Here is a 13,168-nt window from a genome sequence, read left to right as displayed (position 1 = left end):
GGCTGGCGCAGCGCATGCGATGAGCGCCGTTGAAAGTGCTGTCGTCCCCAAACCGATACGCATGATCGTCCCCGATTGCTCCTCCCGCGTGGTGCGGGACGGGCAGAGACGCCGGGAAGGCGCGGACCCCCTAAGTCCGCCGACTGATTATTTCGTCACGTCTTCGGCGCCTCGAGAATTATGGTGCCGTCAGCGCGCCTGACGGCCGTCACGCCGTAGAGATCCGATAGGGCCGCGATGAAGGCTTCCGTGTCGCCTGCGTCAAAAGCGCCGCTGACCGGGATGTGCGCGATGCCGGCGTCCTTCAATTCGATCCGGCTGCTGCTGTAACGACTGACCTCGGCGACGGCCTCGCGGATGGGCGTCGCAGCGAAGGTAAGGCGACCGGTGGTCCAGCTGATTTCACGCGATGCGTCGATCGAGCGGACTTCGGGGCGGCGCTGGGCGGTGACCACCCGCTGGCCCGGGGTCAAAGACCAGCTCGGCTTCGGTGTATCGGAAGTGCCGACGTCGACCCGCCCTTCAATCAGGGTGACGCGCGCGCCCTGGCCCAGTCGGCGGACGTCGAACCGCGTGCCGACGGCGGTGACGATGGTGTCGCCTGCGGTGACGACGAAGGGCCTGCCAGGATCCCCTTCGACATCGAAGAAGGCCTGGCCGGAAACCAGGGTCACGGATCTGCGATCAGCGCGCAGTCGAACATCGACGCGGCTGTTGGTGTCGAGAATGACCTTCGATCCGTCCGCCAGGCGAAGGGTGTGCTGCTCGCCGACGGCGGTGGCGTAGCTTTGCGGCCGGTTGATCGCCCAGGTTCCAACAAGGGCCAGGGCGGCGAGCGTCACGGCGCCGGCGGCGAGCGGTTTCCAAAGGCGCGACACCATATGGCGCGCCCGCACCTGGGGCGGCGCCTGGCCGAGGGCCTCGGCCGTGAGGGCGGCGATGTCGGGATCGTCAGCCAGCGCGCGGCTCGCATTCCAGGCCTTGTCCACCCGCTCATAGGCGCGGGCGTTGTCCGGATTCTTGCGCCAGATGAAGAAGGCCTGGATGTCCTCGGTGGACACCCGCTTCTGGCCAAGCCGGGCGAACCAGGCCGCAGCTTCTCGCCGCCGAACGTCCCCTTCGTTGTCGACCGCCATCCTGCCTACCCGTCCAACTGCTCGACGCAGTGCTGCAACGCCTTCGACATGCGCCACTCCACCGCCTTCACGCTCAGCCCGCGAGCGGCGGCGATCTCAGGATAGCTCATACCGGCAAAACGGCTCAGGACGAAAACTTCACGGTAGAGGGGAGGCATGGTGAGCACGACCTGCTTCATCATCAGGACTTCGGCCTGACTGGCCGCTTCGCTGAGTTCGGCGCTTTCGGTGATCGGCTCGGACGGGCCGCGTCTCTTGCGGCGGCGGCCTTCGTCGCGAACCACGTTCATGGCGATCCGCAACAAAAAGGCGCGGGGGTGTCGGATCTGACCCGCCGAATAAGGGGCGGCCCGGAGATAGGTCTCCTGAACCACGTCCGCGGCCTGTTCCGGATCAACATGCGCCCGCAGCCGGCCGTTGAGCCAACGCGAATACTGACGGTAGAGGGCGTTCAGGCCCTCCAGCGCATCGGACTTCAACTCTTTGACGTCGCTCACGTCGATCTCCCGCCTCCAGGGCGGACCGGGAATCCCGTACACTGAGTCAGCCGCAGTCATCCGGGCGCAAGGCCTTCGCCCTGCGCCACGTACGACGACAGCCACGCGCTTTCCGCGTTTCTGAACTTGAGTCCGTAAAGGGGATTCCAAGCCCCTGCCGACGCTGAGGCCGACGGCTCAGCATGAATCAAACCGAATCGGGACGCAAGGCGAGGGGTCGGGCGTTGGAATCCTCGCGGAACGAGACCCGCTATCTGCCAACGGAGCGCCGCCCTGCCCGCTAGGGCCCCCGGCTCAAGCTCCGCGCCTGTTTCGCGGCGCCCGACCAGCCAGTCCTAAGCTGACGTCGGCCCGCCTTCAACCTGCGTCCGATAGGGTGGTCCGCACGGAAGTTGCGGAAAGACCGCAACTCTAAGGCGTGGAGAACAGTGTTATCAGCGTGTACGAACGAAGGCAGCAGCTTGTGGAGGGGGGAATGAACGCCAACCTGAACAGCCTTGGCGGATGGGTCGCCAAACCCGACTTGAGTCCGCGTGAGCTGGAGTGCCTCGGCTGGGTCAGCCAGGGCAAGAGTTCGACGGATATCGGATCCATCCTGGGATTGTCGGCCCGTACGGTCGACAGCTACCTCGAGAAGGCAGCCTCAAAATTAGGGGTTCGCACACGCATCGAAGCGGTCGCGATAGGCGTGAGGCGGGGGCTTATCGAGGTCGATTGAGGGGAAGGGGGCGGGCCAGGAACTTCTTTACGGAAGCCCGGGGTTTCGGTCCTTGCCGCTGCCGACGCCTGAGCGTCCCCTGGCTCAAGACAAGGACGTATCCGTTCCGGAACCCGCCGCACCTATCCTAACCTGGAATTTTCCAGTTGCACGAATCCTGCCCTTAGCCGTGGTCGAGGACGACAGAAGGCCTTTGATCCGAGCCGGCAAGGCACCAGAAGTTTCGCAATATTCAAGGTTGCCGTGATGTCGCTGGCGGCCATCGCGCTAGGATTGTCTTGGACCCTTCCGTTGGACTATCAAGGGTTTTGGGGGAACCATGCTTTTTGGCGTGCTGAATGCGCAAATTTTCACGGTGTTTTCGGGACCGAACCGGCATCTGTACGAGGCCGTGGTAGGCGAGATCTACTCGTCTTGGTACCGCAACGACCTGCTGTTCCCCGCTGACGCTGAGATCGTCGGCCAGATCTACCATCTGCTGGGCGAACGTCCGGAGCTGTGGCGCGAGGAGGACGGGCCGGTTCAGCTCGACTCCGTCAAGGTGCGGCCAGGTCGTCGACTGCAGCGCAGGGGGCAGGCCGCCGCAGACGTTGACGCGACCTCGGTCGCGATGGCCCGGTCGCGATACATCTACAATCGACTGAACGAGACCGGCTGGCTGGAGGAGAGCCGCTTCGGGTTGAAGGTGACGGTCGATATGCCCGCTGGCGCCATGCGCCTGGCGGAGCTTTTGTGCCTTCTCCGTGAGGGAGTAAGCGAGGAGCTGGGCGGACTGGTGTCCCAGATCCGAGCGACCTTGGGCGCCCTGAGAGACTCGCCGAAGGAGAATGCCCTGGCGCTGCACAAGGCTGCGCGCGATGCTGGTGCTTTCGGGCGTTATTTGCGCAGCGTCCTGTCGGCCCTAAGGGAAATCGACAAGCAGGTGCTCGCCAGCGAAAGCCTTGAGGATCGTCTTAGGCACTATTTTGAGGACTTCGTGGAACGAGTGCTCCTCAAGGATTACGCCGCGATCTCGACGACCTCGCACCCGTATCGGTTCAGGCACCAGATCCTGGCCTCGATTGACGCGATCGAGAGCTCGGAACATGCGGTGGCCACCATCGCGGAGGTCTATGTCGGCGCGCAACTCAGACCCAATATCGAGGCGGCCCGGGCGCTGGCCTACGATGAGTTCGGTCAGGTCCGACGGGTGTTTGACCAGATTGAGACCGCATTTGAGAGGATCAAGCAGCACCGGGGTCGGCTGGAGGCGCGACTAAGAAACACTGTCAGATACGCCGGTCGGCGTGGGAGCGCCTTCCTCCAACGGAGCGAGCGCCTTTTGCTGGCGCTGGACCGGCATGTCGGGCGCGAAGACCTCGACATCCGGGGCCTGCTTGAAGCCCAGGAGCCTCCGATCTCCCCCGATCGTCTCGCTAAGGGGAGGGCGCCGCGTGCGCCGATAGAGGGCGAAGACCTTCCGATCATGAATCCCGATCCCTTGTGGATTCTCCGGCAGGAGCTGGAACAGGCCTACCTGAAGCGGCTCAACGTGCGACCGGAACAGGTCCTGCGCTTCCTGGAGCAGCGCGTGTCCCCGGGCGACAGCCGGGAAGCGAGCCTGCTCTGGATCGAAACCCTCGACGACTTCCTGGCCTTCGAGGCGCTGCGGCTGTCCGCGCCCGGACTGGGCGCGGGCGAGATTGACGGCGCTGTCGGCGAAGCGCTGTCGGCTCATTTCTCGGTGACGCCGATCCCGGGCGCCCGCGTCGAAACGGAATGGCTCGGTTGTGAGGACTTCGAGGTCCGACGGCTGACTGACCACATCACCCTGGAGGTTGGGGATGAATGAGTTCATCGAACTGGAAGGTCGCGACCCCAAGGGGGCCGAACGCGTCACCGAGTTGGTGAGTCATCTACTACGTCACCAGTTCATCCACATCGACGATCGCGGATCGCCGGGGCGCCTCGAGACCCTTCATCGCACGCCGTTGCGCAAGATGGCTGAGGCCTGGTTCGACGTCGCCGGCTACCGCCTAGTCTTCAACGAGGCGGAGGGATGGGCCGGCATCCTGCCGGAAGCGGATCGCATCCGGATTCCGCAGATGAGGGTCGATGAGACCATCGTCCTGCTGCTCCTGCGCCGGCTCTGGGAGGAAAAGATCCAGACGGGCATGATCGTCGGTCGCGGCAGCGTGCTTCTGACGTTCAACGAGGCGTTCGTGGCCTATGGAGAATTGGTGGGACGGGGGCGTCGCCAGAGCCTGGCGCTTGGCGCCTTCCGCGACATACTCGTCGCCTTCTCGCGAAAGGCGCTTGTGGAGCTGGGGCCGTTCGATGATGAGCAACAGAATCAGGAACTGACCATTCGTCCGATCGTGGCGGTGGTGGCCGGGGACGCCTTTGTGGCGAGCCTGGAAGCCCTGATAGCCAAGGTCGAACTCAACGAGCCGGACCCGGCGGACGGCGAGGGCGACGATGACGCCGACGCCGAAGAGGAAGCCGCCTGATGTACAATCTGAGCCGCATCTCACTGGTGAATTGGCACCTGTTCGGGCGCGAGGACATCGACGTCCGGGGCGACACCGCCATTCTCGGCCGCAATCGTTCGGGCAAGAGCACCCTCATCGACTTGGTGCAGACCGTGATGACCGGAGGGTCGTCGCGTCTGGTCCGGTACAACCAGTCGGCCGGCGAGGGGCGGGGCCGCTCCGACCGGTCGCTGAAGAGCTATTGCCTTGGACAGCTGCATGCCGGCGTCCCGAGCCGACGGGAATCCATTACCCACATCGCCCTTTCCTTTGAGGACGAAATCGCCGCCCGTCCGACCGTCACCATAGGCCTATGCGTCGAAGCCTCCCTCGATGACGCCCGGGTGGTAGGGTTCTACGTCGCGGTCGGCTGGAAGGCGGACACCTCCGAGTTCACCGATGTGCAACCCGATGGCGCGTTGAGGTCGTCGCCCTGGTCGACGGTGCAGGCCCGGCTAAAGCAACGCTGTGAATCCGCCGGCGGACGGCTGATCGTCACCCCTAACGCCCGCCAGCACATGCGCGAGTATATGGGGGCGCTTTTCACCGATCGGCGGATGCCGGAGCCCAACCAGTTCATCAAGGCCTTCATTATGGCCGTGTCATTCGAGGATCTAGACTCGGTCGAGCGTTTCGTCCGCGACTATCTCCTCGAAAAACGCGACATCAATATCGCCGAGCTGCGGGACTCCATTCAGCGCTACCGCGAAATCCGCAAGACGATCGAGGACCTGCAGGAACGCCTTGAGGCGTTGCGCGCCCTTCAGGCCCAGGTTGATCGGTTCGATCGCCTTCTCAAGCGCGAGGAGGTGGCGCGTCGCGTCGCCAGCCTCGCCGGACTTGTCGAGGCCGGCGCTGAACTCTTCTCCCAGTTGAAGGCGCGCCAAGAGGCTCGTCGCCAGCTCGCGCTACTCAGCGGCGAGGAAGAGGCGCTGCGCGCCGAGCTGAAAGCGGCGAAGGAAACGCTCGATAGCCTTCAGGAGCAGGAGCGACAGTCGGACGCCGCCGAACAGAAGAAGAGCATCGAACGAGATATCGACTACAAGCGTCGGGATCGGGACGCCGTCGTCGGACGGCTTAAGGCGCGGTTCTCGGCGGCCTCCGGGGCGGTAGCCCTGCTCTCGAACCGAGACGCGCTCAAGCCGCTCAAGCTGGGTGAGGTCACACTGGCGCTGGACGAGGTGCAACGCGGAACGCACGGTCTGATCCCGCCGGATTGGCCCCGCGATCCGCAGTCTATGGAGGATGCCCTAGGACGAGCCGCCGAGGCCGCAGCCGCGCGGCTCGAACATGTCGTGTCGAAGCGTGACGAGGCGATCGCCCAGCGATCGGAAAACCGTCGGGCGATCGAAGACGCCGAGGACGGCCTGCGCAACGCCGAGGCGGGGCGGGTGACCCTGAACCGCGGTACGCTCAAGCTCATGGAGGTGCTGCGCGCGGAAGGCATGGAGCCTCGCCCGCTTTGCGAGATGCTGAGCGTCGAGGATGAAGCGTGGCGGCTGGCGGCCGAGGCCCTGCTCGGCGTTAATCGCGAGGCGCTGCTGGTCGCGCCCGAACACGCCTCCCGCGCTGTCACCATCCTGCGCAGCGGTCGTCACAGCGACTATGCGCGATGCCGCGTTGTGAACACCACTCAGCTTAGGGGGGCGCAGACGATGCCGACGCCCGGAACCCTGGCCTCCGTGCTTAGTAGCGAAGACCCGCTGGCCATGGCCTATGTGGTCAAACGGATCGGCGGCGTCGTCCTGGCCCACTCGCAGGACGCCCTCATGGATGGCCGCCGGGCGGTCATGACCGACGGGACCTACAACGACGGCCTTGTCGTCAGCCTGCTTGAGGAGAAGCAGTTCAAGATCGGCCGCGCTGCGGCGGACCTCATGGTGTCGGAGCTGCGTGAACGCAGGGACTCCTTCCGTGCTTTGGACACCCGTCTTGAGCGGAATGTCAGGATTCTTGAAGACATTCATAAGCGCCTTGAGACCCTGTCCGCTCCCGTGGAGGCCGAAATGCGGCTTCCGACGGTGGTGGCCGATCTTAGCGAGCTCGACACTGCGCTCGAAGCCCTGCACGGGCGGTTGAGGACGGTGGAGAACACCATCGATCCCGACCTTCGGGCCGATATTGACCGCGCCAAACTTCGGCGGAGCGCGGCGGAACAGGACCTAGCGGACCTACAGAAGGATCGGAACAAGCATGATGTCGCGGTCAGCCTTGCGGACAAGGTTCTCGGCGGCGGCGAAACCCTCCCCGGATCGTGGTTCTGTCTGAAGGCCCGGCGGCGGCGGTTCCGGGAGACGGTTGGCGGCCTGTCGGCGTTCGCAGAGGTTCGCGCGGCCTATGCCACTCGCCGACCAAAGCGTCCTTCGACAATCGAGCAGGAAGCTCTGAAGGAATCCCAGGCGCTGGCGGAGGACATCAAGGAATATGACGGCCTGATCCGCACGGCGCTCGTCGCCTATCGCCTGCAATTCAACGATGAGGCTCCGACCGGAGCGGGCAACACCATTCTCGTCGAGGTGAAGCCTTGGGTCGACGGGCAGGTTGAGGTCCTGGAGGGCAATGAGCTGATCCGCTACCGCCAGCAGGCGGAAGAGGCGGCGGACCAGGTCGGACGGGTGTTCCGCACCGATTTCGTCCACGAGCTCAACAGCCGGTTCAGCCAGCTTGGTTCCGTCATCGAGGGTCTGAACAAAGCCCTGAAGGATCGGCCCTTCCACAATGAGATCTACACGCTGAAGGCCCTTCCGCGTCCCGAGCTGTCGGGTTTGCACCGGCTGGCCCGGGACTCGGAGAATGATGACACCGTTCTCGACGCCCTGTTCGGTCGCAGCGAACCGCGCGACCCGGAACACGCGGCGGCCCTGAAGGAGGTGGAAAACCTGCTCGAGGGGACTGACGCCGCCTTCGAGCGGTATCAGGACTACCGAAACTATTACACGTTCGACCTGCTGCTGAAGGACACCTCAACCGGCGACACCGTCGGCTACGACCGCCGACGGGGCGTCGCCAGCGGCGCCGAACGGCAGGTGCCCTTCTATGTCATTATCGGGGCGGCGCTCGCCAACCTCTACCATGGCGGAAATCGCGCGCGCACACGGTCGGAGCTCGGCGTCGGCCTCGCCGTTTTCGACGAGGCGTTCAGCAAGATGGACGGTCCCAACCAGCGGACGCTACTGACCTTCTATGACGAGATTGGTCTACAGACCCTGATCGCCGCGCCCACGGAAAAGCGCAGCGTGATCTACGAGAATCTGCGCAGCGTCATTGACGTGTTCCGCCATGGCGACCAGGCGACCGCCAAGACAACCGACATTCGGGAGAAGGCGCGTAGCGCCCTGCGCGATGCCAATCCGGAGTATCTCAGCGATGACGTTTTGAGGCGGCGTCTCGAAACGGAGCCCGTCACCGCGTGAGCCGGCGTCGCTTCAATAACGCCCGGCAGCTCCTCGATGATCTCCTGTCGCGGCACGAAGCCAGACCGTACACCGTGAATCTGCTGGCCCATGTGGACCTGACGGAGTTCCTAACGGTCGCTGATCAAGACCTCTTTACTGCGGCGCTGGGTGATATGGCCGATCGCAGGGCGGTTGAGCTCATCCACCGTCGCGTGGATGGATTGATGCGTCTTCACGCCGTGCGGCTCGCGGATACGGGCGCCGCTTACGCCTGGCTCGGACGAACTCCAGCCTCGGAGGTCGCCCGCACGGCGCTGTCGCCTCTTCTTGATGGGGAGGCTCTGTCCGCGAGGCAGGCGGCCGTGGTGGATGAGGTACTGGACGGGTGGAGCCGCGGCGTGCGGGTGTTCGGACTTAGAGCCGGGCAGTCTGAGATTCTGCGCAAGGTTCTGCAGCTAGCCGAAGCGCTGGCCGTACGTGCCCAAGCGCCGGACCTGCCCCAAGTCGATGTCCGAACCTTCTCGCGAGAAGCGTGCGGCGACACCAAGGTCCTGCGGGACAACGGTTCGACTGTCCTGGCTGTCCTGCGTCGATTGCACCCGGAACTCACCACAGATCTGGGAAATGAGCCGGCCGATGTGTTCGCCAGCTGGGGCGTGGAGGCCATGCCGCACCCCTTGCTGTTGTCGGGACGTCTCCAGATGGACGACCTGGCTCTACCCGCCGTCGACTACCTCGGCGTGCCGCCCGAGGACGCTGGCCGACTGAGCCTGATAGCGGCTCCCGACTATGTGCTGACCATCGAGAATCAGGCCTCCTTCGTGCGCCACGCTCGCGAAGTGAACCGCACAGGGAATGGTCTCGTAATTTATACTGGCGGCTTTCCGTCGAGGGCAGTTCTCAAAGCGATCGTCCGGCTGTGTGAGCGAGCGGGAGCGCCGGTGTTTCACTGGGGGGATCTAGACGCGGGCGGAGTGAGAATATTCCTGCATCTCGAAGGGGCGCTTCTGACCCGCGGCGTGATTCTCACTCCTCATCTCATGGAAGCAGAGCGGCTCAAGGCCAATGGTGTGAAGGTTGGAGCACCACGGTCAGTGCAGGCAACGAAAGGCAGCGCGGTAGCGGACCTTGTCCCTCTGGTGTTCGGGGCTGGTGCGCTGGGCCTCGAACAAGAGGCGATCCCGCCCTGCGCACCGACCGGCCAGCACGTGTAGGCGCTCAGCCTTCATCGCCATCAACAGGCGGACCCCAAGCTATGTCGAATTCCATGACACCGGCGCGGATTGCTACGCCGTAGAGGCGGAACTGGTCGTCAGCGGCTGGAAGCCGACCGGATGGCCCTCGCCAAGCTAGCTGGGTATCTGCTCGGTCGCGACATGGCGCTGGAGGAGGCCAACGCGGGCTCTCTTACACAAACTCTTACGCAATACCTTGAGGTGTGATAGATTTCTGTTTGGCATCAACCATTTGATGCTGGCGTGTGTGACTTAAAATCTGCCGACTTCGGTCTTGCGGGTTCGATCCCCGCCGCTCGCACCAACTATCTGGGCCGTTGTCTTGGCGCCGTTACGCTAGGGGGGTAGTCACCCTGCACCTCCAGCGTTTTCGGTGTTCAAGATGATCCGCAGCCGTGTTCTGGCCACTACCCTGACGTTCGCGCTTCTGGCCGGCGCGGCGCTGCCGGCCATGGCCCAGCAGGGGGCCCAGCAGGCGGTCCAGCCGGTCGCGGCGCCGGCGGCCTCGACCGGACGCGCGGCGCCCGCCCTGGTCGTGACCATCGTGGTCGACCAGTTCAGCGCCAATCTGTTCACCCAGTACCGCAGCCGGTTCACCGGCGGCCTGCGGACCCTGGCGGACCAGGGCATGGTGCACGTCAACGGCTATCAGACCCACGGCCTGACCGAGACCTGCCCCGGCCACTCCACCGTCCTGACCGGGATGCACCCGGCCGAGACCGGCATCCCCGCCAACGACTGGGTCGATCCGGCGACGGGGCAGGAGGTCTATTGCCTGGCCGCGCCGCAGAACACGCTGGCGCACGGCAAGAATAACGACAACGGCCCGGTCGGCCCCGACCAGCTGATGGTCTCGACCCTGGCCGACTGGCTGAAGGAACAGAGCCCGCAGAGCCGGGTCTTCGCCGTCTCGGGCAAGGATCGCGGCGCGATCAACCTGAACGGCCACAAGGGCGACGGCGCCTTCTGGTTCACCGACGGCTTCGGCCTGACCACCTATGTCGAGCCGGGCCAGACGGCTGAGGCGCGGCTGGCGCCGGTGGCCGCCTTCAACGCCCGCTTCCGCGCCATGAGCGCCAACCCCGCGCCCTACTGGACGGGGTCTTTCAGCGACTGCCAGGGGCTGGGCGGCGACTGGACCATTCGCGGCCAGACCTTCCGCGCGGCCGTGCCGCCGGCCAACCCGGTGTTCGACACCTCGCCGGCCCTGGACGAGGCGACGCTGGTGGCGGCGGCGGATCTGCTGCAGTCGCAGCAGCTGGGGCGGCGCGGCGCGACCGATATGCTGGGCGTCAGCCTGTCGGCCACCGATCGCATCGGCCACAGCTTCGGCACGCAGGGGCCGGAAATGTGCGAGCAGATGCACCGCCTGGACGCGGCCCTGGGCCAGTTCCTGAACAAGCTGCCGGAAGGATCGCTGGTCGTGCTGACGGCGGACCACGGCGGTTCGGACTTCGTCGAGCGTCTGCACGACCAGGGCTATCCGCACGCGCATCGCGCCGATCTGGAGCGGGTGGCGCGGGTCAATCAGGCGCTGAAGGAACGCTTCCAGCTGGAGGTCAATCCGCTGCAACAGGGCGGCAGCGGCCTGATGGTGGCCGGGCGCGGCGGCGTGGCTCTGCCCGATCCGCTGCGGACCGAGGTCGCGAACGCGGCGGTCGAGATGCTGAAAACCAATCCCGAGATCGCCTTCGTCGCCACGCGCGACGAGGTGCTGACGGACCCGATCCCGGCCTCGAGCAATCCCGATATGCTGACCCTGCGCGAACGCGCGCGCCTCAGCGCCGTGGCGGGGCGCTCGCCGGACATCCTGATCTTCTACGCCCAGAACGTGGTGCCGGGCGGCGGCGTCGGCCGCGCCATCAGCGGCCACGGCACCCCCTTCGACTACGACCGTCGCGTGCCGATCATCTTCTGGACCAGCGACGCCCAAGGTCAGGGGCAGGAACGCTTCCTGCCGATCCGCACCATCGACATCGCCCCGACCCTGGCCCACGTCATGGGCGTGGCGGCGCCGACGGTCGAGGGACGCTGCATCGACTTGCCGGGCTTCGCGGCGGGACGTTGCGCGACGCCTCAGCCGTAACTTCGTGTTTCGGCGGCCATAAACTCGTGTTTCGGGCCGGGGGCGCGGCCTTACGTCCCCGGCGTTTCATTGGCAAAAGGGATCAAGGCCTCTGAGGGGAGGCCATGGCCGTCAGAGCCGCCTTGAGGAAACACTATGAACAGAGCCCGCCGCGCGCGCATCGTCGCGACCCTTGGACCCGCGAGCCGTGCGCCCGCGACCGTCAAGGCGCTGGCCCAGGCCGGGGTGGACGTCTTCCGCCTGAACTTCAGCCACGGCTCGCATGAAGACCACGCCGCCGCCCTCAAGGCCGTGCGCGGCGCCGAGATGGCGTTGCGGCGGCCGCTGGGCGTTCTGGCCGACCTGCAAGGGCCGAAGCTGCGGCTGGGGCGGTTCGCCGACGTCGAGATCGCGGTCAAGCCGGGCCACAGGATGCGCTTCGACCTGAACCCGGCGCTGGGCGACGAGACGCGGGTGCAGATGCCGCACCCGGAAATCTTCAAGGCCCTGCGCACCGGGATGCTGCTGCTGATCGATGACGGGCGCATCCGCCTGCGGGTCGGCGAGCGCACCGACGAATGGGCCGACGTGACGGTCGAGAGCGGAACCAAGCTGTCGGACCGCAAGGGCGTGGCCGTGCCCGAGGCCGTCATTCCGGTCTCGGCCCTGACGCCCAAGGATCGCGAGGACCTGGCCTTCGCCCTGCGTCTCGGCGTCGACTGGGTGGCCCTCAGCTTCGTGCAGAAGGCCGAGGACATGGCCGAGCTGAAGCGCATCGTGAACGGTCAGGCCGCCTGTCTGGCCAAGATCGAGAAGCCCCAGGCCCTGAACGACCTGGAGAGCATCCTCGACTACTGCGACGGCGTCATGGTCGCGCGCGGCGACCTGGGGGTCGAGATGGACCCGGAGGAAGTGCCGGTCGCCCAGAAGAAGATCCTGCGCGCCGCCCGCCAGCGCGGCGTGCCCGCCATCGTCGCCACCCAGATGCTGGAGTCGATGACCAGTGCGCCGGCCCCGACGCGGGCCGAGGCCTCGGACGTGGCCAACGCCGTCTATGAGGGCGCCGACGCCCTGATGCTGTCGGCCGAGACGGCCTCGGGCGACTATCCGATCGAGGCGGTGCAGATCATGAACCGCATCATGGAGCGGGTGGAGCGCGACCCCCTGTGGCCCGGCCTGATGGACGCCGAACACGCGGGCATGGACATTCACGACGTCGACGCCCTTGTGGCGGCGGCGAGGAAGGCGGCCGAGGCGGCCTCGACGGCCTGCATGGTGGTGTTCACGACCCTGGGCGGCACGGCGCGGCGGATGTCGCGCGAGCGGCCCCTGCAGCCGGTGCTGGCCCTGACGCCCAAGCCCGAGACGGCGCGCCGTCTGGCCCTGGTCTGGGGACTGGAGCCGCGTCTGGGCGAACAGCCCTCGTCGCTGGAAGGCCTGACCGACGATGCGGTCCAGGCGGCCATGACCTATGGCCTGGCCGAGGCCGGTCAGCGCATCCTGATCCTGGCCGGAACGCCTTTCGGCGCGCCGGGGGCCGCGAATCTGTTGCGTCTGGCCCATGCTCCGGCCCATGTTCCGCAAGGGGCGAAGCGCGCCCGCAAGACCTGAC

9 protein-coding genes are annotated in these 13,168 nt (G+C 65.8%); 7 read left to right on the top strand and 2 right to left on the bottom strand.

Translation table 11 applies throughout. The features are described from left to right. Positions 1 to 155 precede the first annotated feature (155 nt). Together ACREEF_RS01110 and ACREEF_RS01105 are read right to left on the bottom strand one after the other, a co-directional pair. A complete protein-coding gene (locus ACREEF_RS01110) occupies positions 156 to 1,193 on the bottom strand; it encodes a FecR family protein (protein ID WP_431563767.1) in 1,038 nt (345 codons plus the stop codon). Next, on the bottom strand, positions 1,142 to 1,693 hold the full coding sequence (locus ACREEF_RS01105) for an RNA polymerase sigma factor (RefSeq protein ID WP_431563766.1): 552 nt from the start codon (positions 1,691 to 1,693) through the stop codon (positions 1,142 to 1,144). Before ACREEF_RS01105 ends, ACREEF_RS01110 begins: the two co-directional genes overlap by 52 nt. Before the next feature lie 415 nt (positions 1,694 to 2,108). Between ACREEF_RS01105 and ACREEF_RS01100 the strand changes: the two genes are divergently transcribed. From ACREEF_RS01100 to pyk, 7 genes are all read left to right on the top strand, one after another. Next, on the top strand, positions 2,109 to 2,351 hold the full coding sequence (locus tag ACREEF_RS01100) for a response regulator transcription factor (RefSeq protein ID WP_431563765.1): 243 nt from the start codon (positions 2,109 to 2,111) through the stop codon (positions 2,349 to 2,351). Between the two features lie 319 nt (positions 2,352 to 2,670). Further along, entirely contained in the window at positions 2,671 to 4,182 is a 1,512-nt protein-coding gene (locus ACREEF_RS01095; protein WP_431563764.1) for a Wadjet anti-phage system protein JetA family protein, read from the top strand. Continuing rightward, positions 4,175 to 4,840, top strand: coding sequence for a DUF4194 domain-containing protein (locus ACREEF_RS01090; RefSeq protein ID WP_431563763.1), 666 nt, complete (start codon positions 4,175 to 4,177; stop codon positions 4,838 to 4,840). Before ACREEF_RS01095 ends, ACREEF_RS01090 begins: the two co-directional genes overlap by 8 nt. Then, positions 4,840 to 8,274, top strand: coding sequence for an SbcC/MukB-like Walker B domain-containing protein (locus tag ACREEF_RS01085; RefSeq protein ID WP_431563762.1), 3,435 nt, complete (start codon positions 4,840 to 4,842; stop codon positions 8,272 to 8,274). Before ACREEF_RS01090 ends, ACREEF_RS01085 begins: the two co-directional genes overlap by 1 nt. Then, a complete protein-coding gene (locus ACREEF_RS01080) occupies positions 8,271 to 9,470 on the top strand; it encodes a Wadjet anti-phage system protein JetD domain-containing protein (RefSeq protein ID WP_431563761.1) in 1,200 nt (399 codons plus the stop codon). The genes ACREEF_RS01085 and ACREEF_RS01080 overlap by 4 nt, the downstream gene beginning before the upstream one ends. A 403-nt stretch (positions 9,471 to 9,873) precedes the next feature. Continuing rightward, the gene (locus ACREEF_RS01075; protein ID WP_431563760.1) at positions 9,874 to 11,577 is read left to right on the top strand and encodes an alkaline phosphatase family protein; all 1,704 of its coding nucleotides are present in this window, start codon (positions 9,874 to 9,876) and stop codon (positions 11,575 to 11,577) included. A 135-nt stretch (positions 11,578 to 11,712) separates the two neighbouring features. After that, positions 11,713 to 13,167 (top strand): pyruvate kinase, encoded by a 1,455-nt coding sequence (gene pyk / locus ACREEF_RS01070; RefSeq protein WP_431563759.1) that lies wholly within the window; start codon positions 11,713 to 11,715, stop codon positions 13,165 to 13,167. Position 13,168 lies beyond the last annotated feature (1 nt).

Source organism: Brevundimonas sp., from assembly GCF_050729455.1.
Lineage (GTDB): Bacteria > Pseudomonadota > Alphaproteobacteria > Caulobacterales > Caulobacteraceae > Brevundimonas.
Note: the sequence above shows the minus strand (reverse complement) of the source record. Positions and strands in the feature narration are given on the sequence as shown.